Origin of the sequence: Nocardia caishijiensis NBRC 108228, from assembly GCF_001612825.1 — a bacterium.
Taxonomy (GTDB): domain Bacteria; phylum Actinomycetota; class Actinomycetes; order Mycobacteriales; family Mycobacteriaceae; genus Nocardia; species Nocardia caishijiensis.
Genome location: NZ_BDBE01000025.1, coordinates 563,423 through 583,721, shown reverse-complemented (window position 1 = coordinate 583,721; position 20,299 = coordinate 563,423). Strand labels below are relative to the sequence as shown.

The window sequence follows — 20,299 nt, the reverse complement described above, 5'->3', positions numbered from 1 at the left end:
ATCGGCCCGCCGGACAGCTCACCCGGCTATCATCGGCACAGTGCGATTTCTTCCTGGCCCACCGCCGCCGTACGACCTGACCTACGACGATCTGTTCCTCGTCCCGAACCGGACGGATGTGGCGTCCCGGTTCGACGTGGACCTGGCCAGCGTCGACGGCTCGGGCACCACCATCCCCCTCGTCGTCGCGAACATGACCGCGGTGGCCGGTAAGCGGATGGCCGAGACCGTCGCCCGGCGCGGCGGACTGGTCGTCCTGCCCCAGGACCTGCCGATCCCGGCCGCCGCCGACACCATCGCGTTCGTCAAGAGCCGTTCGCTCACCGCCGACACCCCGGTCACCCTCGACCCCGACGCGGCGGTCTCCGACGCGCTGGCGCTGATGCACAAGCGCGCGCACGGCGCGGTGGTCGTCGTCGAGGACGGCACGCCGGTCGGCGTGGTCACCGAGGCCGCGTGCGCCGACGTCGACCGGTTCGCGCGGCTGCGCGAGGTGGCCCAGACCGATTTCGTGCAGGCCCCGGTCGACGCCTCACCGCGCGACATCTTCGACCGGCTCGCCGGATCGCACACCCAACTCGCCGTGCTCACCCATCCCGACGGCACCCTGGCGGGCGTGATGACCCGCACCGGCGCCATCCGCGCGGGCATCTACACCCCCGCCGTCGACGCCGAGGGCAAGCTCCGCGTCGCCGCCGCCGTCGGCATCAACGGTGACGTGGCCGCCAAGGCGAAGGCACTCGCCGACGCGGGCGCCGACGTCCTCGTCCTCGACACCGCCCACGGCCACCAGACCAAGATGCTCGAATCCCTGCGCACCGTCGCCGATCTCGGACTCGGGCTGCCGCTGGTGGCGGGCAACGTGGTCTCCGCCGAAGGCACCCGCGACCTGGCCGACGCGGGCGCGACCATCATCAAGGTCGGTGTCGGGCCCGGCGCGATGTGCACCACCCGCATGATGACCGGTGTCGGCCGTCCACAGTTCTCCGCGGTGGCCGAATGTGCCGCCGCCGCACAGGAACTCGGCGTGCACGTGTGGGCCGACGGCGGCGTCCGCCACCCCCGCGACGTGGCGCTGGCGCTGGCCGCGGGCGCGTCCAACGTGATGATCGGTTCCTGGTTCGCGGGCACCTACGAATCCCCCGGCGACCTGCGCGTGGACCGTGACGGCAACGCCTACAAGGAGAGCTTCGGCATGGCCTCCAAGCGGGCCGTCGCCGCCCGCACCGCCGCCGACAGCGGATTCGACCGGGCGCGCAAGGCACTGTTCGAGGAGGGCATCTCCAGTTCGCGGATGCGTCTGGACCCCGAACGGCCGGGTGTGGAGGACCTCATCGACCACATCTGCTCGGGTGTGCGCAGCTCCTGCACCTACGCGGGCGCCCGCACCCTGCCCGAGTTCCACGAGCGCGCGGTGCTCGGTGTGCAGTCCGCCGCCGGTTTCGCCGAGGGCAGGCCGCTGCCGAGCGGCTGGTGATCGCCGGGCCGACCGGACGCCCGCCGGGCGCCGGTCGGCCGCGCCGCTGACGCATCAACCGAGGCGACGGATTACTATGGAGTTGCCGATCTCGGCACAGCTTCTTTTCCCACCTCGAAAGGATCCAGTTGTCACCCGCGTCCAAGGGCGCCACACAGGAGGGCTCCTCTACGGAGCCGGGTGACAAACCCGGCGTCCTCCTTTTCGCAGCGTCCACCCGATCCTCTGGTCTCACCCCGGCACCCCATGGGTGGTGTTGAGGATGTCCATCGTGCTGACAGTGCTCAGCCTGCTCGGTTTCGCCGCATTGACCCTCGGCACTGCCCTCTTCGTGGCCGCCGAATTCTCCCTCACCGCCCTGGAACGCAGCACCGTCGAATCGGCCGCGCGCTCCGGTGACACCCGCTCCCGGATGGTCAAACAGGCGCACAACACGCTGTCGTTCCAGCTCTCGGGAGCCCAGCTCGGCATCACCATCACCACCCTGATCACCGGCTACATCGCCGAACCCGTGCTGGCACGGCTGCTGGCTCCCGCGCTCGACGCCCTCGGGTTGAGCGAGGCCGCGGCCCAGGGCGTCGCCCTGGCACTGGCCCTCATCCTGGCGACCTCGCTGTCGATGATCTACGGCGAGCTGGTGCCCAAGAACATCGCCATCTCCACCCCCATGACCACCGCGCGGATCACCGCGGGGCCGATGATCGCGTTCTCCGCGTTCTTCAAATGGCTGATCCGTTTCCTCAACAACGCCGCCAACTGGTTGGTGCGCAGGTTCGGCATCGAACCGGCCGAGGAACTGCGCTCGGCCAGGTCACCGCAGGAACTCGGGTCACTGGTGCGCACCTCGGCCCAGCGTGGCGCGATGGATCAGCGCACCGCACAGCTGATGGACCGCTCCCTCGAGTTCGGTGAACGCAGCGCCGAGGACCTGATGACCCCTCGGGTGAAGGTGGAGTCGCTCGACCGTGACGACACCATCGCCGACCTCATCGCCGCGGCGGCCCGCACCGGGTACTCACGGTTCCCGGTGATCGACGGCGATCTCGACAACACCCTCGGCGTCGTTCACGTCAAGCACGCCTTCACCCACCCGGCGCATCTGCGCAAGCAGATCCCGCTCGGCAAGCTCGCCGTCGCGGTGCCGATCGTGCCCGCCAGTCTCGACGGCGACGAAGTGCTCGAACGGGTCCGCGCCGACGGCATGCAGGTGGCGCTCGTCGTCGACGAGTACGGCGGCACCGCGGGCATGGTCACCATGGAAGACCTGATCGAGGAGATCCTCGGCGACGTGCGCGACGAGCACGACGAGGAGGAACGCGACGTGCGCCGGGTGAGCGACGGCTGGGACTGCTCGGGCCTGCTGCGCATCGACGAGGTGTCGCGCGCGACCGGGTACGACGCACCCGAGGGCGAGTACGAAACTCTCGGCGGACTCGTCCTCACCCAGCTCGGCCGCATTCCGGTGGGCGGCGACGAGGTCGTCCTGCCCGAATCGCGTGGCGGTGCGGGTGGCTGGGTGGCCAGGGTGGAACGGATGGACGGACGGCGGATCGATCGGGTGCGGCTGGTGCCCGTCGACGACGCGAACCTCGCGGCACGGGAGCACAACCATGGGTGACCTGTTCGGAATCGTCCTCACCGTGGTGTTGCTCGCGGGCAACGCCTTCTTCGTCGCGGCCGAGTTCGCACTCATCTCCGCCCGTCGCGACCGTCTGGAAGCCCTTGTCGCCCAGGGGAAGAAGAAGGCCGCGACGGTGATCGAGGCGGGTGAGAACCTGTCGATGATGTTGGCCGCCGCGCAGCTCGGCATCACCATCTGCTCGATCCTGCTCGGCCGGGTCGGCGAACCGGCCATCGCGCACCTGATCGAGCGGCCGTTCGAACTGCTCGGCCTGCCCGATCAGCTGCTGCACCCGGTGGGTTTCGCGCTGGCGTTGACCCTGGTGGTGATCCTGCACATCCTGCTCGGCGAGATGGTCCCGAAGAACATCGCGCTGGCCGGGCCGGAGCGCTCGGCCCTGCTGCTGGTGCCGATCCATCTGCTGTGGTTGCGGATCGCGCGTCCGCTCATCGCGGTCTACAACCACGCCGCGAATCTCACCCTGCGGATGCTGCGCATCGAGCCCAAGGACGAGCTCGACGCCACGGTCTCGACGGTGGAACTGGCCGAGATGATCGGCGAGTCCCGGTCGGAGGGTCTGCTCGACGAGGAGGAACACCGCAGGCTCACCCAGGCTCTCGGTACCTCGGAGCGGATCGTCGGCGATGTGATGGTCCCGCTGGCGCAGGCGCGTTCGGTGCCGTTGCGTGGCGACGGAACCACCCTGGGCGACGTGGAGGCCGCCGTGGCCGAGACCGGGTTCTCCCGGTACCCGGTGCGCGCGGGCGACGGTTCGCTCGTGGGCTACCTGCACATCAAGGACGTGCTCGACGAGGTCGCCGACGACGACGCGGGTCCCGACACCAAGATCCCGCGCACCGACATCCGCCCGTTGCCGACGGTCACCACGACCACCACGTTGTACGAGGCGCTGGCCCGGTTACGCCGCACCAGCAGCCATCTGGGGCGGGTGGTCGACGCGCGGGGCAACACCGTCGGTGTGGTCGCGCTGGAGGATCTGGTGGAGGAGTTCGTCGGTACCGTGCGTGACGGGACTCATCGCAAGCCCGAGTGATTTCGCGCCCGGCGGGCGGAAGACCTCGCCGTGCTGTTGGAAACACGAGCGCGCTCCGAGTCGCTGGGGTCGAGCCTCATGCGACCTCTCCGGCACCTGACGTTCATCTTCGTTGGGGCCGTGCTGGTTTCGACCCTGGCGGCCCTCGCCTTCGCCGCCGACGCGCATCCGGAGTGCGCGGCGATCCCGGGCGATGTCGGCCCCTGCGGCTATTGGGGCCGAGTCGCGGAGTACGGACCGTTCATCATGGTGTGGGGCACGCTGATCCTGGCCGGACTCGGAGCTGCCGTGTGGCTGGTGGTCATGGCCGTGCTCGGACTCGTCACGCTGCTGCGTCCGAGAGATCACTGAACCGACGCGCCCTGTCGTCGACTGTACGGCGAAACGACCGCCCCGAGCTCTCAGGGGACGTGACTGAACTGATATGCCCTGCTCAGGCGGGGTCGCCTGGTGGCGTTCCAGCAAGCGGGTCCGCTGCCGTCGCCGCTGTTTCGCAGTCCGCCGAATCCGGTGGGCTGGTCGCGGCGTCGATCTGCTCGCCGAGATAACGCAGGACGACGGCGATCATGGCGACGACCGGGACGGCGAGGAAGGCGCCGGTGATGCCGTAGAGCGAGCCGCCCGCGGTCACCGCGAGGAGCACGATCACCGGGTGCAGTTCCATGCTGCGGCTCTGCAGAACCGGTTGCAGCACATTGCCTTCCAGCTGCTGTACCGCGATCACGACGCCGAGGACGATGAGCGCGGTGGTGAAGCCGTTGCCGACCAGGGCGACCAGGACGGCGAGGGCGCCCGCCACGAACGCGCCGACCATCGGGACGAATCCGCCGACGAACGTGATCACCGACAGGACCAGGGCCAACGGCACGTCGAGGATGAACAGGGCGGCACCGATGAGGACCGCGTCGACCAGGCTGACGATCGCCTGGGTGCGGATGAACCCGCCGAGGGTCGCCCAGACCCGTTCCAGCACGGCCTCGACGTGGCGACCGCTGCGGTTGCCGCACACGACGTGCATCCACGGCAGCAGGCGCGGACCGTCTTTGAGGAAGAAGAACACCAGTACCAGAACCAGGAACACCGCGATCAGGACCGAGGTCGCGGTGGAGACTCCGGTGAAGACACCGTTGGCGATCTGGGTGCCGCTGGACTGCAGTCGCGACACGATGGCGTCGACGGCGGAGTCGAGTTGCTCGTCGCGGATGTTGAGCGGTGGCCCCTGGATCCAGTCACGCACCTGGTTCACCCCGGCGGTCGACTTGTCGGCCAGTTCCGGTGCCTGATCGGCGACCGACGGCACGATCAGCGCGATGACTCCCGCCACCAGCGCGAGGAAACTCACCAGCGTGATCGTCGCGGCCAGCGCGGGCCGCATCCGGTGCGCGGTGAGCCATCGGGTGGCGGGCCACAGGATCGTGGTCACCACCACCGCCAACGCCACCGGCAGCAGCACCACCCACAGCCGTCCCGCGATCGTGCCGAGCACCCACGCACCCGCCGCGATCGCGACGATGCACAGCGCCCATTTGGCCAGCCACAGCAGGCCGTCACCGATCACCTCGCCTCGATCACGTCCCTGCTGTCCGTCCGTTCGCGCCGCAGCGTCCTTGTTCCCCATCGCGCCCACGCCGCTAGTCTGGCATGCGCCCCGCGACTGCCGCAGAATGAGCATTCCTCGTCGGCGCGCCCGCGGGCCGCCCGACAGAGGCCGCGGCGGCCGCTGGTTCGACGGCGCCGGTTCTCCGTCCGCCACCTCGGCCTGCGGGGAGATCGTGTCGTCGCGGCCTCGGCTGGGGCCCTGCTTGCTGTCGACGGTGCACGTGGAGCCCACCGCCGCCGGTGACCTGTTCGGCCGCGTCGAGGCGATTCCGCGCCCGCACGTCATCGGCCGCGTCGAGGAGGTCAACAGGCGCGAATGAGGCCTGGCTGGCCGAGCCGCTCGACGCCGGGTTCGTCAGCATGTCGGCGCAGCAACTGCTACTCGACAAGCTCGACGGCGAGGTCGCACGCTCGCGCACACTGCCGTCGACCTATGCCGGGTGGCGGGAAAGGCGGCGGCTCAACGCGATTCGGCATCCTGAACCGGCTCGGCGTCGATCCCGGTGTGCGGCTCGGCTTCTCGGACGCGGGCGCGCACCTGCGGAACACAGCCTTCTACAACTTCGGGCTGCGTTTCCTGCGCCGCGTCCACCGCGCCGAGCAGGCCGGGCCGTTCATGACGCGTCCTGCTCGGCAGGTCCTCGCGCTGAACTCGTGTCGAATGCGTGCCGGAAGCCGACTAGCGGGCCCACCGTAGTCCGCCCCTGACCAGCGGCCCACCCCGTGATTCGGGGTGAATCCGCCGCGCCGAATCGGTGCGAGAGAATGTTCGGGTGAGCGAGCACGCCGACCCGGACCACGCTCTCGACCTGCGGGTATTGCCCGAGGTCGAGTGGCGGGCCGCCGCGTCCGCGCACCGGGAGCGGTTGGACAGGCTGGTCGGCCCGTATCTGGAGCGGCGGGCGGCCGGTACCACCCATCCGGTCATCGATTTCCTGTTCACTTACTACGGCAACAAGCCCGCGCAGTTGCGACGGTGGCATCCCGGATTCGGGATCGGACTGCGGGGAGCGCGCGAGTACGACGGGGCTCGTGGTTACCACCGAGTGGACGAGGATGTGTTCACGGCAGATCCGGCCTACCTGGCCAAGCGGCGCGCCACGGTGCAGTTCGTGGACCGCTTACTCACCGCCACCGCCACCCGCCCGGCACAGCTGTCGTGTTTCGGGCTGCACGAGTGGGCGATGGTGTACCGGACCGATGAGGTGCGCCATCAGCAGGTGCCGTTACGACTGGGGCACGCGGGTACCGACGCGGTGGTCGAGTCGATGTCGTTGCGGTGCACGCATTTCGACGCGTTCCGGTTCTTCACCCCCGACGCGGTCGGACGCAATGCCGAGCCGCTCACCCGCGCCGACCAGGTGCGCCGGGAACAACCGGGCTGCCTCCACGCGAACATGGACCTCTACAAATGGGGCTTCAAACTGACCCCATTGATCCCCTCCGCACTACTCCTCGATTGCTTCGAACTCGCCTGCACCGCACGCGAACTCGACATGCGAGCCAGCCCCTACGACCTGCGCGCACTCGGCTACGAACCGATCCGTATCGAAACCCCTACCGGCCGAGCCGACTATGTCCGCGCCCAAGCCGCCATCGCCGAAACCGCCGACGCACTCCGCACCCGCTTACGCACGGCCTGCACCGACCTGTCGACCACCCTCGAGCAGCTCCCCGGCTGACCGCCCTGCGGGGCCACGAGCCCCGCGGGGGGCGGTCAGTCGGCGGTGTCCTTTTTCGTCAGGTCGATGACGATCTCGTCGGTGGCCGGTTCGGTGACCAGGGCGAAGTCGCCGTCGTGCAGTTCGGTGCCCTTGTCGACGGCGATCTCGATCAGTTCCGCGCCTCGGTCGGCGCGCACGATCAGTGGGTCGTCGCGCAGGTCCTTGTAGAGGGCGAAGCACATCGCGATCATCACCACGAGGAACGGCAACGAGACGACGGTGGTGAGGGCCTGCAGACCGGTCAACGCCCCACCGAGGTTGTCGGAATCGGCGATGACCAGCATGATCGCCGCGACGGCGCCGGTCGCCGCGCCCCAGAAGATGACGATCCAGCGCGAGGGTTCGATGCTGCCGCGTTCGGACAGGGTGCCCATCACGATGGAGGCGGCATCGGCACCGGAGACGAAGAAGATCGCGACGAGGATCATCACCACCACGGTGGTGATCGAGGTGAGGGGGTACTGGTCGAGCAGGTGGAACAGGGCGAAGTCGGAGTCGACCGACCCGTCGGGTTCGGTGAGCGAGCCGTCCTTGGTCTGTTCGGCGATGCCCGCGCCGCCGAACACCGCGAACCACAGCAGGCTCACCACGCTCGGCACCAGCAACACACCGGTGACGAACTGGCGGATGGTGCGGCCGCGACTGATCCGGGCGATGAACATGCCGACGAACGGGGTCCACGAGATCCACCACGCCCAGTAGAAGATCGTCCAACTCGACAGCCACGCCTTCATCGCCTCGTCACCGGCGCCGGTGCGCGAGGCCATGGTCGGCAGCATCTCGACATAGTCGCCGATGGCGATCGGCAGCAGATTGAGCACGAACAGGGTCGGCCCGGCGATGAAGACGAACGCCGCGATGGCCAGGGCCAGCACCATGTTCACGTTCGACAGCCACTGGATACCGCGTTCGATGCCCGAGACCGCCGAGAACACGAACGCCACGGTCAGACCCGAGATGACGGCGACGAGACCGATCTTGCCCACGCCGTCGATCCAGCCGTTGAACTCCATGCCCGCGCCGATCTGCAGGGCACCGAGACCGAGGGAAGCGGCCGAGCCGAACAGCGTCGCGAAGATCGCCATCATGTCGATGGCACGGCCACCGAGACCGTCGGCGTGACGGCCGAGCAGCGGCCGGAACACCGAGGAGATCAACTGCGAGCGGCCCTTGCGGAACGTGCCGTAGGCGATGGCGAGACCGGCGACGGCGTAGATCGCCCACGGGTGCAGCGTCCAGTGGAACAGCGTGGTCGCCATCGCGACTTCGGCTGCGGCCGGTGAGCCCGGCTCGACGGTGTGTGGCGGCGGATTCACGAAGTGCGACAACGGTTCGGCCACACCCCAGAACATCAAACCGATGCCCATGCCCGCGCTGAACATCATGGCGATCCAGGAGACCGTGCGGAATTCGGGCTGCTCGTCGTCGGCGCCGAGCGGGATACGGCCGTAGCGGCTGACCGCCAGCCAGATCACGAACACCACGAAGGCGGTCGCGACCAGCACGAACAGCCAACCCGTATTGGTGATGACCCATTTCTGGGCCGAACTCGCCGCGGCGGCGAGGCTTTCGTCGTCGAGGACGCCCCAGGTGACGAAGGCCAGCGCGCCGATCGCGGTGGCGGCGAAGACGAATCGATCGATCCCCGGTTTGCGCGAGGCGCCTCCGGGTACCGCACCCGGTGTCGCGCCACCGGAACTGCCAACAACGTTGTTCGACATGAATCGGTAATCCTTTCCGGCCGCACGCACCCGGCCCGCCCAGACGAACCGGCCGGTCGCAGCAACCGTACAGCGCATCGGTGCGGACCTCGGGTAAGGCACGACCCAGCCCTGAACGGGTTCCCCGGAATTCCGTCCGGCAATCTTTCGGTTGCTTTACGATTCGCGCAGACGACTGTCTGAGTCAGCTGTCGTCGGGGGATCGAGGAGGCAACGATGCACCTGTGGACTCGGGTCGTGCGCGCGACCGTCTTCGCGGCGGTGGCCGCGCTGGTCGCGATCGGACTGCCCTCGGGCGCGGCCGCGGATCCGGCCTTCGAGCAGTTGGTACACGAATTCTTCGACATCGGGCGCACACCGGTGCCACGCGCGGACTGTGGTCCCGGTTCCGCGCCCGAGACCGGGATGCAGGGCGACGTGCCCGCCGCCGACCGGGACAGTGGTCGCAGCGCCCAGGGCTATCACTGCAACATGTCGATGGTCGGCGGGTACACCGGACGCGGCGCCGGGATCACCTCGACCAGTTTCGAACACTGCGCCTATGTCGGGTCGTTCTTCCCCGGCACCCTGCTCGGTGAACATCCGGGCGTTCAGGTACTCGATGTCTCCGATCCGGCGAACCCCCGGCACACCGCGACGCTCGCCGAGCCCGCGATGCTGGCGGGCACCTGGGAGACGTTGAAGGTCAACACGACCCGCAAGCTGCTGGTTGGCACCGGTGTTCCGCTCGCGTTGGGCGCGGGCCTGCTGTCGGTGTACGACATCTCCGATTGCGCCCATCCCCGGCTGTTGAACCCGGGGCCCGGCACGAATCCCTTGATGCCGCTGCCGATCACGACGCACGAGGGCGGCTTCTCCCCCGACGGCCGCACGTACTGGGCGTCGGGTATCGCGCCCGGCTTGCTCAGCGCGATCGATCTGACCGATCCGACGAATCCGCACGTGATCTGGCAGGGTCTCACCGGCATCGAGGCCCACGGTTTCGGGGTGAGCCCGGACGGCAACCGGGTCTACATCTCCGCGCTCGGTGGGTTCACGGTGCTCGATGTGAGTGCCGTGCAACGCCGCGACCCGAATCCGCAGGTCCCCCACCTCGGGCGCACCTTCTGGACCGACGGCTGGGCCACCCAGCACAGCGTGCCGGTGACCTATGACGGTGTGCCGCACCTGTTCACGGTCGACGAGGGCGGTTCCGGTGGGGTGAAGCTCATCGACGTCTCCGACGACACCGCGCCGCGCATCGTGAACAAGATCAAACTCGAGATCAATCTCGGTGAACACATCGACGCTCAGATCGGTTCGGCCATGGGCAATTCGCTGTTCTCCTACGATCCGCACTACTGCACCGCGGACCGGCCCGCGAATCCGACCGCGCTCGCCTGCGGCTGGACCTCCTCGGGCATCCGGGTCTTCGATGTGCGCGACCCCGAGGCGATCCGCGAGATCGCCTATTTCAATCCGCCCGCCCGCACCGGGCGCAACCTCGAGATCTGGAATTCACCGCACGCGCTCGCCTCGATCATCGGCATCCCCGCGATGAGTGCCCCCGCCGCGCTGCGGGCGATGGCCGACGGGCTGTTCGACCCGGCGCAGGTGTTGTCGGCGCGGGCGGGGCGGGTCGCGTTCGGTGACCTGTCGGCGGACTGGTGCATGTCACCGCCGGAATGGCGGGGCAATCAGCTCTATGTCACCTGTTCCGACAACGGGTTCATGGTGCTGCACCTGGACGAGGCGGTGTATCGGGCACCCGCCGACCAGGTTTCGACGCTCGGGTCATGACGATGCCCGACGGTCCCCGGCGGGCGCTCGGGGCGGCGGCGGCACTGGCCGTCGCGGTGTTCCTGCTGGTGCTCGGCGCCGCGCTGCGTCCGCTGGTCGTTCCCGAGAGAGCCACTCCCGCACCGGTGCTGAGCCCGACCGAGCTGGGGTTCGTGCAGGACATGACAGCACATCACCAACAGGCGATGCTCCTCGTGCAACGACTCGACCCGGCCGTCGACGCCGGGGTGCTGGCGCTCGCCGAACAGATCGCCGACACCCAGCGGGTCGAGATCGGCACGCTGCTCGGCTGGACGCAACTCGCCGGTGCCGCGCCGACCGCCAACACACCGATGAGCTGGATGACCGCACACCACCATTCGACCGGTCCCACGGTGATGCCGGGGCTGGTGACACAGGCCGAACTCGACGCCCTCACCTCGGCACGGGGCTCGGCGGCGGAAGTCTTGTTCCTTCGGCTGATGTACCACCATCACGCGGGCGGGATCACGATGGCTCGAGCCGTGGACGCGCTACTGACCGACGGGCCGGTCAAACAGGCGGCGCGGTCCATGGCACAGTCGCAGAGCCGGGAGATGGGCTCGCTCGGTGTGCTGCTCGAAGTGCGGGGGGTGCGGCCGTGAACTACTCGGCGCCCGGGCGGTTCCGGCGGGTGAACAGCTCGTTCAGCGTGTCCTGGCCGAGCTGGTCGTCGGCGTAGCCGAAGGTGCCGTGGTCGGCCAGTTCGCGGGCCGCGTCGAACAGGTGACGGTAGAGCATGCGGGCGATGCTGCCGCCGACGGTGACCCGGCGGACCCCGAGATCGGCCAGTTCGGCCATGGTGAGGGTGGCGGTGAGACCCATGACGACATTGAGGGGACCGTCGAGTTCGCGGACGAGGGTGGCGATGGTGTCGGCGTCGGCGGCACCGGGGACGAAGGCGCAGTCGGCGCCCGCCGCGAGGTAGGCGTTGCTCCGGCGGATCGCTTCGTCGAGTCCGGCGCCGACGAGCAGGGCATCGGTGCGGCCCACGAGCACGAACGGCGCCCCGCTGGCGGCGACGGCCGCGCGGGCGGCCCGCACCCGGTCCACGGCGTGTACCTCGTCGAACAGTGGCGCCGCGCGCACGCCGGTGAAGTCCTCGATATTGCCGCCCGCCGCACCGACCGCGATGGCCTCCGCGATGGTGGTGGCCACCGCCTGCACGTCCGGCCCGAACCCCTCCTCGAGATCGGCGCTCACCGGAATCCCCACGGCACCGGTGATCTCGCCGATCCGGCGCATCATCGTGGCCTGATCGACCCGCCCCTCCTCCGCCTCCGCGCGGAAATCGTGGTCGGGCCTGCCGTAGGAGAACGCGACACCGGCACTGGTGGTGGCGATCGCCGCGAACCCCGCCGCCTCGAGCACCCGCGCACTGCCCGCATCCCACGCGTTCGGCAGCAGAAAACACCCCGACCGATGCAGCTCGACAAACGACTGTGCCCGCGCCCGCTGTCCCGTGTCCACCCCTCCATTCAGCCACGCCATCCCCTTCCCCGCACCACGACCACGCCGATCCACATCGCACCGGGCGGGGCGGGTGGGGGTGAGGACAACGTCATCGGGCGGCAACTGGGGAGAAAATCGGGGGCAATGGGGGGTGCGGACGATGGGCGCAGTAGCGGCGGGCGGAAGGTTGGACGTGGTGGTGAGCGCGCGGGCGGAGATCGTTCCGGTGATGCGGTGCGGGCTGGAGCAGGTGCGTGCGCGGATCGCGGCGGGTCTGGAGCCGGTAGGGGTGCGTGAGCTACCGGTGGCCGAGGCGCTGGGGGCCACGCTGGCGGTGCCGTTGCGGGCCGCGACGCCGTTGCCGAGGGTGGACACCGCGGCGATGGATGGGTACGCGGTCGCGGGCCCCGGGCCGTGGTGGCGGGTGCACGAGCAGGTCGGGTACGCCGGACGGGCCTGCTCGGTGGTGCTCGCGCCGGGCGAGGCGGTGCGGATCGCGACCGGTGCCGCCACCCCGCTGGGCACCACGGCCACCCTGCGTGACGAACACATCGTCACCACCGTGGTGTCGGGCAAGCCGGTGGTGTTGCGGGCACCCGACGCACCGGTGCGGGACGACACTCGACGCCAAGGCGAGAACTGGTCCAGTGGAACAGAATTGGCGGCCTCGGGCACGCGGGTATCGGCGGCGCTGGTGTCGGCCGCGCTCAGCGCCGAAGCCGAAACCGTCACGGTGCGTGGGCCGTTGCGCGCGGATGTGGTGATGACCGGCGACGAGATCCGGGCCGTCGGGCCGCTCGGCCCGGGCGAGACCCGCGATTCGCTCGGCCCGGTGCTACCGGAGTTCCTGCGCTGCTGCGATATCGAGAGCACGGGGCTGTGGCATCTGGCCGACGAACGCGACCTGCTGCGTTCCTGGCTGGCCCTGAAATCGCACGCCGACCTGGTGGTGATGGTCGGAGCGACCGGCCGGGGCGCCGCTGACCACCTGCGGACCCTGCTCGCCGACCTCGGTGCCCGCATCGTCGTGGACCGGGTCGCGATCCGCCCCGGCGGCTCCACACTCGTCGCCCAACTCCCCGACGGACGTGTCCTGCTCGGCCTGCCCGGCAACCCGCTCGCGGCCGTCGCCGCGCTGCTGGCCGTCGGCCCCGCCGTCATCGACGCCCTCACCCTGCGCGTCCCCGGCCCCACCATGTGGGGCAGGCTCTCGGACGCGGGCGTGATGGCGGGCGAGGCCACCCGCATCGTCCCCGTCCAGCAACAGACAGGCGGCGTCTGGCGCAGCACCGGCCCCGCCCACACACCGCACCTGGCCGGGCTCATCGGCTGCCAGGCCCTGGCGGTCCTCCCACCGGGAACGGGCCGAGGCACCCTCGTCGAACTCCTGCCCCTCCCCCGCTGACGGAACGAAGCTCGCGGCTCCCCTACCCCTGCTGGGGCGGCTGCCACGGACGACCGTACGGGTCGCCCGGTTGCGCCTGGTCGGGTCCGACCGGCGGCGGTTCGGGCAGATTTCGTTCCGGCTTGGGGCCGAGATTCTTCGGCAGTGTCGGCTCGAAACCCTCGACCGGCTGACGAGCGGTGGCCTCGGCGGCGCGAACAGCCTGCTCGATCTTCGGGTCCGAGGCGGTCTCGAACCAGTCGGCCACGTCCGAGTCGTCCTCGATCTTCACCGGCGGGGTGTTCTCGTCGCTCGGTTCGTACCGGAACACACCGTCGGTGCCCTTGGTGGCGAAGTTCTGGGCGAAACCCTCGAGGGCCTTGCCGAAATCGCTGGGGACCAACCACACCTTGTTGGCGTCGCCGCGCGCGACCATCGGCAGCGTCTGCATGTACTGGTAGGCAAGCAGTTCCGGGGTCGGCTTGCCGTTCTTGATGGCGGCGAACACCTTCTCGATGGCCTTGGCCTGACCCTGGGCCTGCAGGTACGAGGCGGCCCGCTCACCCTGGGCGCGCAGGATGCGGCTCTGCCGCTCGCCCTCGGCCGACAGGATCGCCGACTGCTTGGCGCCCTCGGCGGACAGGATCTGGGCCTGCTTGGCGCCCTCGGCGGTCTTGATCTGCGATTCGCGGGTGCCCTCGGCGGTGAGGATCATGGCCCGCTTCTCGCGGTCGGCCTTCATCTGCTTCTCCATCGACTCCTGGATCGACGGCGGCGGATCGATGGACTTGAGCTCCACCCGGGCCACCCGAAGACCCCAGCGGCCGGTGGCCTCGTCGAGTACGCCGCGCAGCTGGTTGTTGATCTGGTCGCGCGAGGTCAGCGTTTCCTCGAGCGTCATGCCGCCGACCACGTTGCGCAGGGTGGTGACGGTGAGCTGCTCGACGGCGGCGATGTAGTTGCTGATCTCGTACACCGCGGCCTGCGGGCTGGTGACCTGGAAGTACACCACCGAGTCGATCTGCAGGGTGAGGTTGTCCTGGGTGATCACCGGCTGCGGCGGGAACGACACGACCCGTTCGCGCAGGTCGACTTTGGCGCGCACCCGGTCGGCGAACGGGACAAGGAACGTCAGCTGTCCCGACACCGTGCGCGAGTACCGACCGAGCCGTTCGATCACCGCCGCCTCGGCCTGCGGAACGAGCGCTATCGATTTGAAGACCACCACCACGACCAACAGGACGAGGACAGCGGCCACGATCAAGGCAACCATGGACTCTAGGGACCCTTCCAGACGACGGCGGTGGCGCCGTCGATCTTCATCACATAGACGGTCACACCGGCTTCATAGACTTCGTTCGGATCGAGCGGACGTGCCGTCCACACTTCGCCACCGAGTTTGACCCGACCCGAATACTCGGCGACGTCCTCGAGAACGAGCGCCGACTTCCCCGTCAGCGCATCGACATTCGTCGGTGTGGGCGGCGGGGTGCCGAATCGACGGCGCAGCACCGGGCGCACGCCGAGGAACAACACCCCGGCCATCGCCGCGAACACGAGCGCGTCACCCCACAGCGGCAGGTCGGCGGCGGCGCTGATGCCCGCGGTGGCCAGTGCCGCCACACCGAGCATGAGCAGCGTGAGATCCCCGGTGAGCATTTCGGCCGCCGCCAGCACGAGGCCCGCGATCAGCCAGACTATTGCGGCCACGCCCCAAGCCTAGCCCCGATCGGCCCGTCACGGGCAGGGTCGCCGCCCTCGGAGCCGATCTTGTGGTCCAAGGGTTTTCGCGCGGCGCTCCCGCTGCCCCGGCCCCGGCGGCTCTAAGCTCGGGCGGGTGAGTGCGCGTGACATGTACGGCGGCGATATCTACGCAGGCCACAACCGGACGAAGAAGACCCCCGTTCCGCAGGTGGCGGCCGAACGAGATCTGGTGGTCGAAGACGCGGCGAGCGGATTCTGCGGCGCCGTAGTCGGTTTCGATCGCAGCTACGACGGCGAGTTCGTGAAGCTCGAGGACGGGCGCGGCGCGGTCCGGTTGTTCGCGCTGCGCGAGGCCGCGTTCCTGATCGACGGCAGGCCGGTGACCCTGGTCCGCCCGAAGGTCGCCGCGCCGAAGCAGCCCACCCGCTCCGCGTCCGGCTCGACGCGGGTGGAAGGCTTGCGCGCGCGAGTGGCGCGTGGCAGCCGCATCTGGGTGGAGGGCGTGCACGACGCCGCGCTCGTCGAGCGGGTGTGGGGCCACGATCTGCGGGTCGAGGGCGTGGTCGTGGAACATCTCGAGGGCCTCGACAACCTCGGTGCCCGGCTGACCGAGTTCGGGCCCGGCCCGGGAGCGCGGGTGGGGGTGCTCGTCGACCACCTGGTGACCGGTTCCAAGGAATCCCAGCTCACCACCGGACTCGGCCCACACGTCCTGGTCACCGGACACCCCTTCGTCGATGTGTGGCAGGCGGTGCGCCCGGCCGCCGTCGGCATCGAGGCCTGGCCGACGGTGCCGCGCGGCGAGGACTGGAAGACCGGCATCTGTCGCAGGCTCGGCTGGGGCACGCCGCAGGAGGGGTGGCGCCGGGTGTACGACGCGGTCGACTCGTTCCGCGATCTCGAGGCACCGCTGATCGGCGCCGTGGAACGGCTCATCGACTTCGTCACCGAACCCGAGTAGCTCGACCCCAGGTCAGACCCGGCACAAGGATCCGGGCGAACCTTTATGCTCGATGATTATGTGCTCTCCCAGTGCCACGCTGACGGTCTGGGCCGGTTCCTGGCTGGCCGGTACCAGCGCGCCCGACGACGTGCTGGAGTCGCTGCACGCCTGGGCGCCCCGCCACACCATCGCCGCGGGCGACCCGGCCACCGGTGGCCGCAGCGACCTGCCGTGGACCTCCCGCGGTGGCATCCCCGGCACCGGCGCCATGCCCTTGCTCAAGGTCATCCGGGAGGCGATGGCACCCGCGGACGCGCACCTGCGCCTGGTTCTGCCCGCGCCGGGCGACGTGCGCGGCCTGCCGGTCGGCACGGCCTTCGCGGCGGACGCGATCGACGCCGAGGAAGGCATCCTGATCGGTGTCCCCGGCCAGGAGGGCACCGGCCTGATCCCGCACTGGGACGACGACGAGACCCTGCAGTGGACCGTGTACAGCGTGGTCGTTCCGCCGATCAGCGACCCGGACCTGACCCTCGGCGCCGCCGAGTACACGATGCGCGAAGCGGTCCGCGACGCCGCCGACGCGCTCATGCAGTTGCACACCACCTCGATCGGCCCGTCCGACGCCGACCCGCGCGAGCAGATCGAAGCCCAGCTCGCCGCCTACGCCAAGCACGCCTACCCCGACTCGATCCCGTTGCGCGCCAAGCGCATTCTCGACACCGCCGACCATGTCGCGGCGATTCTCACGGTCGCCGAACACGAACCGGCGTCGTCACCGACCTCGGCCACCGCCATCGGGGCACACGAATCGCTGCTGCGTCCGCTGTGGAACACGATTCGCCAGGCCAGGCTGGTCGCCATCCATGCGGCCGCGCGGCCTGGGAGCTGAGACCGGAACCTGATGCCCCGGAGGCTGATTCACCGAGCCGGGTGCGGTCAGCGGTAGGGCTGGTACTGGTTCGGGTACGGCGCCTGCTGCGGCGGGTAGGGCATCGGCTGCTGCGGCGGGTACGGGCGGAGGTACTGCCCCTGCGGGTACTGCGGCGGGTACGGGGCCTGCGGCGGCGCGTAGCCGCCCTGATAGCCGTAATTCGGCGGCATCTGCTGCGGGTACGGCTGCTGATGCTGCGCGAACTGCTGCGGCATCTGTTGGGGCGCACCCTGATCCGAGCCGCCACTGAACTTACGGATCAGCACGATCACCACGATGAGCACGATCACGCCGATGATGATCAGCCACACCCAGTCGGGCAGGCCGACGCCGACGCTCACACCGCCGCCGCCACCTCGCTTGGCGAACAACGATTCCGCCGTGTCGACAGTCTTCATCGGGCCTCCCCCGTCGCGGATGTTCGGCCCTCCCGGCCGAAGAACACCGGCGATGCTAACCCACCCGATCCGCGAACGGGGAACCGCCGCTTCAGAATCCGTTCAACGCGGTCTTCATGTCCGGATAGTCGAGGACGGCGAGGGTGTCGGTGCGCACCTCGGGGCAGCTGCGCCCGGTGACGTCGTCGACCACGTACCGGTCATAGGAGATGGCGGCGTTGGCGGTGGTGTCGCGCAGCGCCCACAGGCGCATCACCCCGTTGAACGCCACGCGCCCGACCTCCGGGCCGAGGGCCTTCCAGGTGCCCTGTTGGGAGTCGAGAATGCTGCACAGGCTGTCGACCGTCGGCTGGGACATGGTCGGCTCGGTCGGTTCGGGGCCGGTCTCGTAGCCGGAGTCACCACCGCACCCGGCGAGGGTGAGCGTCGCGGCGACGGGGAGCAGGAGCAGCGCGGCCGCGTGACGGCGTTTCGTCGAGCGCATCGGATGCCTCCGATCTGTCGATCACAACAACCGCCCAGCCTACCCGCGATCACGACGCGGGCGGTGAATGGTTATGCGGTTGTGCTCACCGTGCGCGCGGGCGCGGGGGCAGTTCGCAGCAGCCCGGGGCGCACAGCGCACCGTTGACGGTGCAGCCGTAGCCGGGGACTTCGCCCAGCTCACGCACGTCACCGGCGCTGAGCCGTTCCCGGATCAGTTCCACGATCATCCGGACGAATCGCGGATCGGTACCGGGTGTCGCGGCGAGGGTGAAGGCCATGCCGAGTTCGTCGGCCCTGGTCGACGCCTCGTTGTCGAGATCCCAGATCACCTCGAGGTGGTCGGAGACGAACCCCACCGGGCACACGACGACGGCATCGATGCCCTTGCCGTGCAACACATCCAGGTGATCGACGATGTCGGGCTCGAGCCACGGCACCTGCGGCGGACCGGATCGCGACTGCCACACCACGTCGTACTCGGTGAAACCGGCTGCGGCAGCGCACAATCGGGCGGCTTCGGCGACCTGCCTGCTGTAGAGGCGACCACCGTCGGCGGGCGGACCGGCGACGGCGTCGGCGGCGACCGGGATGGAATGCGCGGTGAACACCAGGCGCGCACGCTCGCGTCGGTCGGCCGGAAGCCGGTCCACCGCGGCGGTGATCGCGTCGGCGAAGGACGCGATCAGCAACGGGTGGTCGAAATACTGGCGCAGCTTCACCAGTTCGGGCGCGTCGTCACCCACGGCGGCGCGGGCGCGGGCGATGTCCTCGTCGTACTGACGGCAGCCGGAGTACCCACCCCATGCGGAGGTGGGGAACACCAGTGCCGAGCGCACACCGTCGGCGGCCATCGTGGCGACGGTGTCCTCCACCATCGGATGCCAGTTGCGGTTGCCGAAATACACCGGCAGGTCGAGTCCGGCGTCGGCAAGATCGGTTTCGAGCGCGGTGATGATCTGCCGGTTGAGGGCGTTGATCGGGGACACCCCACCGAAATGCAGGTAGTGTTCGGCGACCTCGGCCAGCCGTTCGGGCGGCACCCCTCGGCCCCGGGTGACGTTCTCCAGGAACGGGAGCACGTCCTCGGGGCCCTCGGGGCCGCCGAACGACAGCAGCAGCAGCGCGTCGGCCATCAGTTGGCGGTGAAGTTCTCCGGGAACCACATGTTGTGGCTCGCGCCGCCGTCGACATAGATGATCGAGCCGGTGGTGGCGGGCAGCCAATCCGAGAGCAGCGCCACGATGGACTTGCCCACGGCACGCGCGTCGGCGCCGTCCCAGCCGATCGGCGACGCGCCGTCCCAGTACTCGTCGAGCTGACGCAGTTGCTTGGCGTCGTCGGTGGCGGTACCGGCGATGGCCTTGGCCGCGAGGGTCTTCACCGGGCCCGCGGCGATCAGGTTGGAGCGGATCTTCTTGGCGTAGCCCACTTCCCGGGCCACGTACCGGTTCACCGACTCCAGCGCGGCCTTGGACACGCCCATCCAGTTGTAGTACGGCATCGCCACGCGCGGATCGAAGTCCATGCCGACGATCGAGCCGCCCTCGTTCATCACCGGCAGCACGGCGCGGGCCAGCGAGGCGTAGCTCCAGGCGGAGATCTCGAAGGACTTGGCCACATCGGGGCCGGGGCCCTCCAGGAACGGCACCGCGTCCGGACCCATCAGGGTCTTGGGCGCGAAGGCGATCGAGTGCAGCACACCGTCGATGCCCTCGGGCGCCAGCGCACGCACGGCGTCGGCCAGCGCGGCCAGGTTCTCCTCGTTGGTGACGTCCAGCGGGATCGCCGGGGGCACCTCCTGCGGCAGCCGCTTGGCGATGCGGTCGATCAGCCGCAGCCGCTCGGGGATGCCGGTGATGATCACCTTCGCGCCCTGCTCCTGCGCGACCGCCGCCGCGCTGAACGCGATCGAGGAATCGGTGATGATGCCGGTGATCAGGATGGTCTTGCCTTCGAGCAGTCCGCCCATGGGTTTTCGGTTCTCCTGCGATTCGTGGACGCGGCG

Annotated in this window: 19 protein-coding genes and 1 pseudogene; 11 read left to right on the top strand and 9 right to left on the bottom strand. The window is 69.4% G+C overall.

The window, feature by feature from the left end:
- Positions 1 to 40: 40 nt before the first annotated feature.
- The 4 genes from NC7_RS09555 (at position 41) to NC7_RS09540 (ending at position 4,503) form a co-directional block, all read left to right on the top strand.
- The gene (locus NC7_RS09555) at positions 41 to 1,477 is read left to right on the top strand and encodes a GuaB1 family IMP dehydrogenase-related protein (protein ID WP_067981139.1); all 1,437 of its coding nucleotides are present in this window, start codon (positions 41 to 43) and stop codon (positions 1,475 to 1,477) included.
- 262 nt (positions 1,478 to 1,739) lie between these two features.
- Positions 1,740 to 3,095 carry a hemolysin family protein gene (locus tag NC7_RS09550; RefSeq protein WP_067981321.1) on the top strand — a complete coding sequence of 452 codons (1,356 nt, stop codon included), beginning with the start codon at positions 1,740 to 1,742 and terminating at the stop codon, positions 3,093 to 3,095.
- Positions 3,088 to 4,152: a hemolysin family protein gene (locus NC7_RS09545; protein WP_067981138.1), complete on the top strand. Its 1,065-nt coding sequence runs from the start codon at positions 3,088 to 3,090 to the stop codon at positions 4,150 to 4,152. The genes NC7_RS09550 and NC7_RS09545 overlap by 8 nt, the downstream gene beginning before the upstream one ends.
- A 78-nt stretch (positions 4,153 to 4,230) precedes the next feature.
- Complete coding sequence (locus NC7_RS09540; RefSeq protein ID WP_067981137.1) at positions 4,231 to 4,503, top strand: hypothetical protein; 273 nt, start codon at positions 4,231 to 4,233, stop codon at positions 4,501 to 4,503.
- An 82-nt stretch (positions 4,504 to 4,585) separates the two neighbouring features.
- On the opposite strand, the gene NC7_RS09535 is transcribed toward NC7_RS09540, so the two are convergent.
- A complete protein-coding gene (locus tag NC7_RS09535; RefSeq protein WP_067981136.1) occupies positions 4,586 to 5,770 on the bottom strand; it encodes an AI-2E family transporter in 1,185 nt (394 codons plus the stop codon).
- 46 nt (positions 5,771 to 5,816) lie between these two features.
- Between NC7_RS09535 and NC7_RS28430 the strand changes: the two are divergent.
- Together NC7_RS28430 and NC7_RS09525 are read left to right on the top strand one after the other, a co-directional pair.
- Positions 5,817 to 6,222 (top strand): annotated as a pseudogene (locus NC7_RS28430) (hypothetical protein); the annotation flags it as partial.
- 338 nt (positions 6,223 to 6,560) lie between these two features.
- Entirely contained in the window at positions 6,561 to 7,433 is an 873-nt protein-coding gene (locus NC7_RS09525; protein ID WP_067981320.1) for a 3-methyladenine DNA glycosylase, read from the top strand.
- A gap of 35 nt (positions 7,434 to 7,468) precedes the next feature.
- Here the strand turns inward: NC7_RS09525 and NC7_RS09520 are convergent, their stop codons facing one another.
- Complete coding sequence (locus tag NC7_RS09520; RefSeq protein ID WP_067981134.1) at positions 7,469 to 9,196, bottom strand: BCCT family transporter; 1,728 nt, start codon at positions 9,194 to 9,196, stop codon at positions 7,469 to 7,471.
- Between the two features lie 216 nt (positions 9,197 to 9,412).
- Here NC7_RS09520 and NC7_RS09515 point away from each other — a divergent pair, with 216 nt between their 5' ends.
- Positions 9,413 to 10,975, top strand: a complete 1,563-nt coding sequence (locus NC7_RS09515) for an LVIVD repeat-containing protein (RefSeq protein ID WP_067981133.1) — start codon at positions 9,413 to 9,415, stop codon at positions 10,973 to 10,975.
- On the top strand, positions 10,972 to 11,598 hold the full coding sequence (locus tag NC7_RS09510; RefSeq protein WP_067981132.1) for a DUF305 domain-containing protein: 627 nt from the start codon (positions 10,972 to 10,974) through the stop codon (positions 11,596 to 11,598). The genes NC7_RS09515 and NC7_RS09510 overlap by 4 nt, the downstream gene beginning before the upstream one ends.
- A gap of 1 nt (position 11,599) precedes the next feature.
- On the opposite strand, the gene NC7_RS09505 is transcribed toward NC7_RS09510, so the two are convergent.
- The gene (locus NC7_RS09505) at positions 11,600 to 12,463 is read right to left on the bottom strand and encodes an isocitrate lyase/PEP mutase family protein (protein ID WP_174550210.1); all 864 of its coding nucleotides are present in this window, start codon (positions 12,461 to 12,463) and stop codon (positions 11,600 to 11,602) included.
- 142 nt (positions 12,464 to 12,605) lie between these two features.
- Between NC7_RS09505 and NC7_RS09500 the strand changes: the two genes are divergently transcribed.
- Complete coding sequence (locus NC7_RS09500) at positions 12,606 to 13,850, top strand: molybdopterin-binding protein (protein ID WP_084458231.1); 1,245 nt, start codon at positions 12,606 to 12,608, stop codon at positions 13,848 to 13,850.
- Between the two features lie 22 nt (positions 13,851 to 13,872).
- On the opposite strand, the gene NC7_RS09495 is transcribed toward NC7_RS09500, so the two are convergent.
- Together NC7_RS09495 and NC7_RS09490 are read right to left on the bottom strand one after the other, a co-directional pair.
- Positions 13,873 to 15,102: an SPFH domain-containing protein gene (locus NC7_RS09495; RefSeq protein ID WP_067981129.1), complete on the bottom strand. Its 1,230-nt coding sequence runs from the start codon at positions 15,100 to 15,102 to the stop codon at positions 13,873 to 13,875.
- A 5-nt stretch (positions 15,103 to 15,107) separates the two neighbouring features.
- A complete protein-coding gene (locus NC7_RS09490) occupies positions 15,108 to 15,539 on the bottom strand; it encodes an NfeD family protein (protein ID WP_067981128.1) in 432 nt (143 codons plus the stop codon).
- A 142-nt stretch (positions 15,540 to 15,681) separates the two neighbouring features.
- Between NC7_RS09490 and NC7_RS09485 the strand changes: the two genes are divergently transcribed.
- Together NC7_RS09485 and NC7_RS09480 are read left to right on the top strand one after the other, a co-directional pair.
- Positions 15,682 to 16,494: a DUF3097 domain-containing protein gene (locus tag NC7_RS09485; protein WP_067981127.1), complete on the top strand. Its 813-nt coding sequence runs from the start codon at positions 15,682 to 15,684 to the stop codon at positions 16,492 to 16,494.
- A gap of 58 nt (positions 16,495 to 16,552) precedes the next feature.
- Positions 16,553 to 17,368 (top strand): Rv1486c family protein, encoded by an 816-nt coding sequence (locus NC7_RS09480; RefSeq protein WP_067981126.1) that lies wholly within the window; start codon positions 16,553 to 16,555, stop codon positions 17,366 to 17,368.
- A 47-nt stretch (positions 17,369 to 17,415) separates the two neighbouring features.
- On the opposite strand, the gene NC7_RS09475 is transcribed toward NC7_RS09480, so the two are convergent.
- The 4 genes from NC7_RS09475 to inhA form a co-directional block, all read right to left on the bottom strand.
- The gene (locus NC7_RS09475) at positions 17,416 to 17,808 is read right to left on the bottom strand and encodes a hypothetical protein (protein WP_067981125.1); all 393 of its coding nucleotides are present in this window, start codon (positions 17,806 to 17,808) and stop codon (positions 17,416 to 17,418) included.
- A gap of 91 nt (positions 17,809 to 17,899) precedes the next feature.
- Positions 17,900 to 18,292 carry a hypothetical protein gene (locus NC7_RS09470; protein WP_067981124.1) on the bottom strand — a complete coding sequence of 131 codons (393 nt, stop codon included), beginning with the start codon at positions 18,290 to 18,292 and terminating at the stop codon, positions 17,900 to 17,902.
- Between the two features lie 85 nt (positions 18,293 to 18,377).
- The gene (locus NC7_RS09465; protein WP_067981123.1) at positions 18,378 to 19,427 is read right to left on the bottom strand and encodes a ferrochelatase; all 1,050 of its coding nucleotides are present in this window, start codon (positions 19,425 to 19,427) and stop codon (positions 18,378 to 18,380) included.
- Complete coding sequence (gene inhA / locus NC7_RS09460; RefSeq protein ID WP_067981122.1) at positions 19,427 to 20,263, bottom strand: NADH-dependent enoyl-ACP reductase InhA; 837 nt, start codon at positions 20,261 to 20,263, stop codon at positions 19,427 to 19,429. The genes NC7_RS09465 and inhA overlap by 1 nt, the downstream gene beginning before the upstream one ends.
- Positions 20,264 to 20,299: the final 36 nt, after the last annotated feature.

Excerpts from the sequence above, each read along its gene's own strand:
- NC7_RS09550 (WP_067981321.1), top strand. The coding sequence starts at position 1,740 with ATGTCCATCGTGCTGACAGTGCTCAGCCTGCTCGGTTTCGCCGCATTG.
- NC7_RS09475 (WP_067981125.1), bottom strand. The coding sequence starts at position 17,808 with ATGAAGACTGTCGACACGGCGGAATCGTTGTTCGCCAAGCGAGGTGGC.
- NC7_RS09485 (WP_067981127.1), top strand. The coding sequence starts at position 15,682 with ATGTACGGCGGCGATATCTACGCAGGCCACAACCGGACGAAGAAGACC.
- NC7_RS09495 (WP_067981129.1), bottom strand. The coding sequence starts at position 15,102 with ATGGTTGCCTTGATCGTGGCCGCTGTCCTCGTCCTGTTGGTCGTGGTG.
- NC7_RS09540 (WP_067981137.1), top strand. The coding sequence starts at position 4,231 with ATGCGACCTCTCCGGCACCTGACGTTCATCTTCGTTGGGGCCGTGCTG.
- NC7_RS09535 (WP_067981136.1), bottom strand. The coding sequence starts at position 5,770 with ATGGGGAACAAGGACGCTGCGGCGCGAACGGACGGACAGCAGGGACGT.
- inhA (WP_067981122.1), bottom strand. The coding sequence starts at position 20,263 with ATGGGCGGACTGCTCGAAGGCAAGACCATCCTGATCACCGGCATCATC.
- NC7_RS09465 (WP_067981123.1), bottom strand. The coding sequence starts at position 19,427 with ATGGCCGACGCGCTGCTGCTGCTGTCGTTCGGCGGCCCCGAGGGCCCC.
- NC7_RS09515 (WP_067981133.1), top strand. The coding sequence starts at position 9,413 with ATGCACCTGTGGACTCGGGTCGTGCGCGCGACCGTCTTCGCGGCGGTG.
- NC7_RS09510 (WP_067981132.1), top strand. The coding sequence starts at position 10,972 with ATGACGATGCCCGACGGTCCCCGGCGGGCGCTCGGGGCGGCGGCGGCA.
- NC7_RS09545 (WP_067981138.1), top strand. The coding sequence starts at position 3,088 with ATGGGTGACCTGTTCGGAATCGTCCTCACCGTGGTGTTGCTCGCGGGC.
- NC7_RS09520 (WP_067981134.1), bottom strand. The coding sequence starts at position 9,196 with ATGTCGAACAACGTTGTTGGCAGTTCCGGTGGCGCGACACCGGGTGCG.
- NC7_RS09500 (WP_084458231.1), top strand. The coding sequence starts at position 12,606 with ATGGGCGCAGTAGCGGCGGGCGGAAGGTTGGACGTGGTGGTGAGCGCG.
- NC7_RS09480 (WP_067981126.1), top strand. The coding sequence starts at position 16,553 with ATGTGCTCTCCCAGTGCCACGCTGACGGTCTGGGCCGGTTCCTGGCTG.
- NC7_RS09470 (WP_067981124.1), bottom strand. The coding sequence starts at position 18,292 with ATGCGCTCGACGAAACGCCGTCACGCGGCCGCGCTGCTCCTGCTCCCC.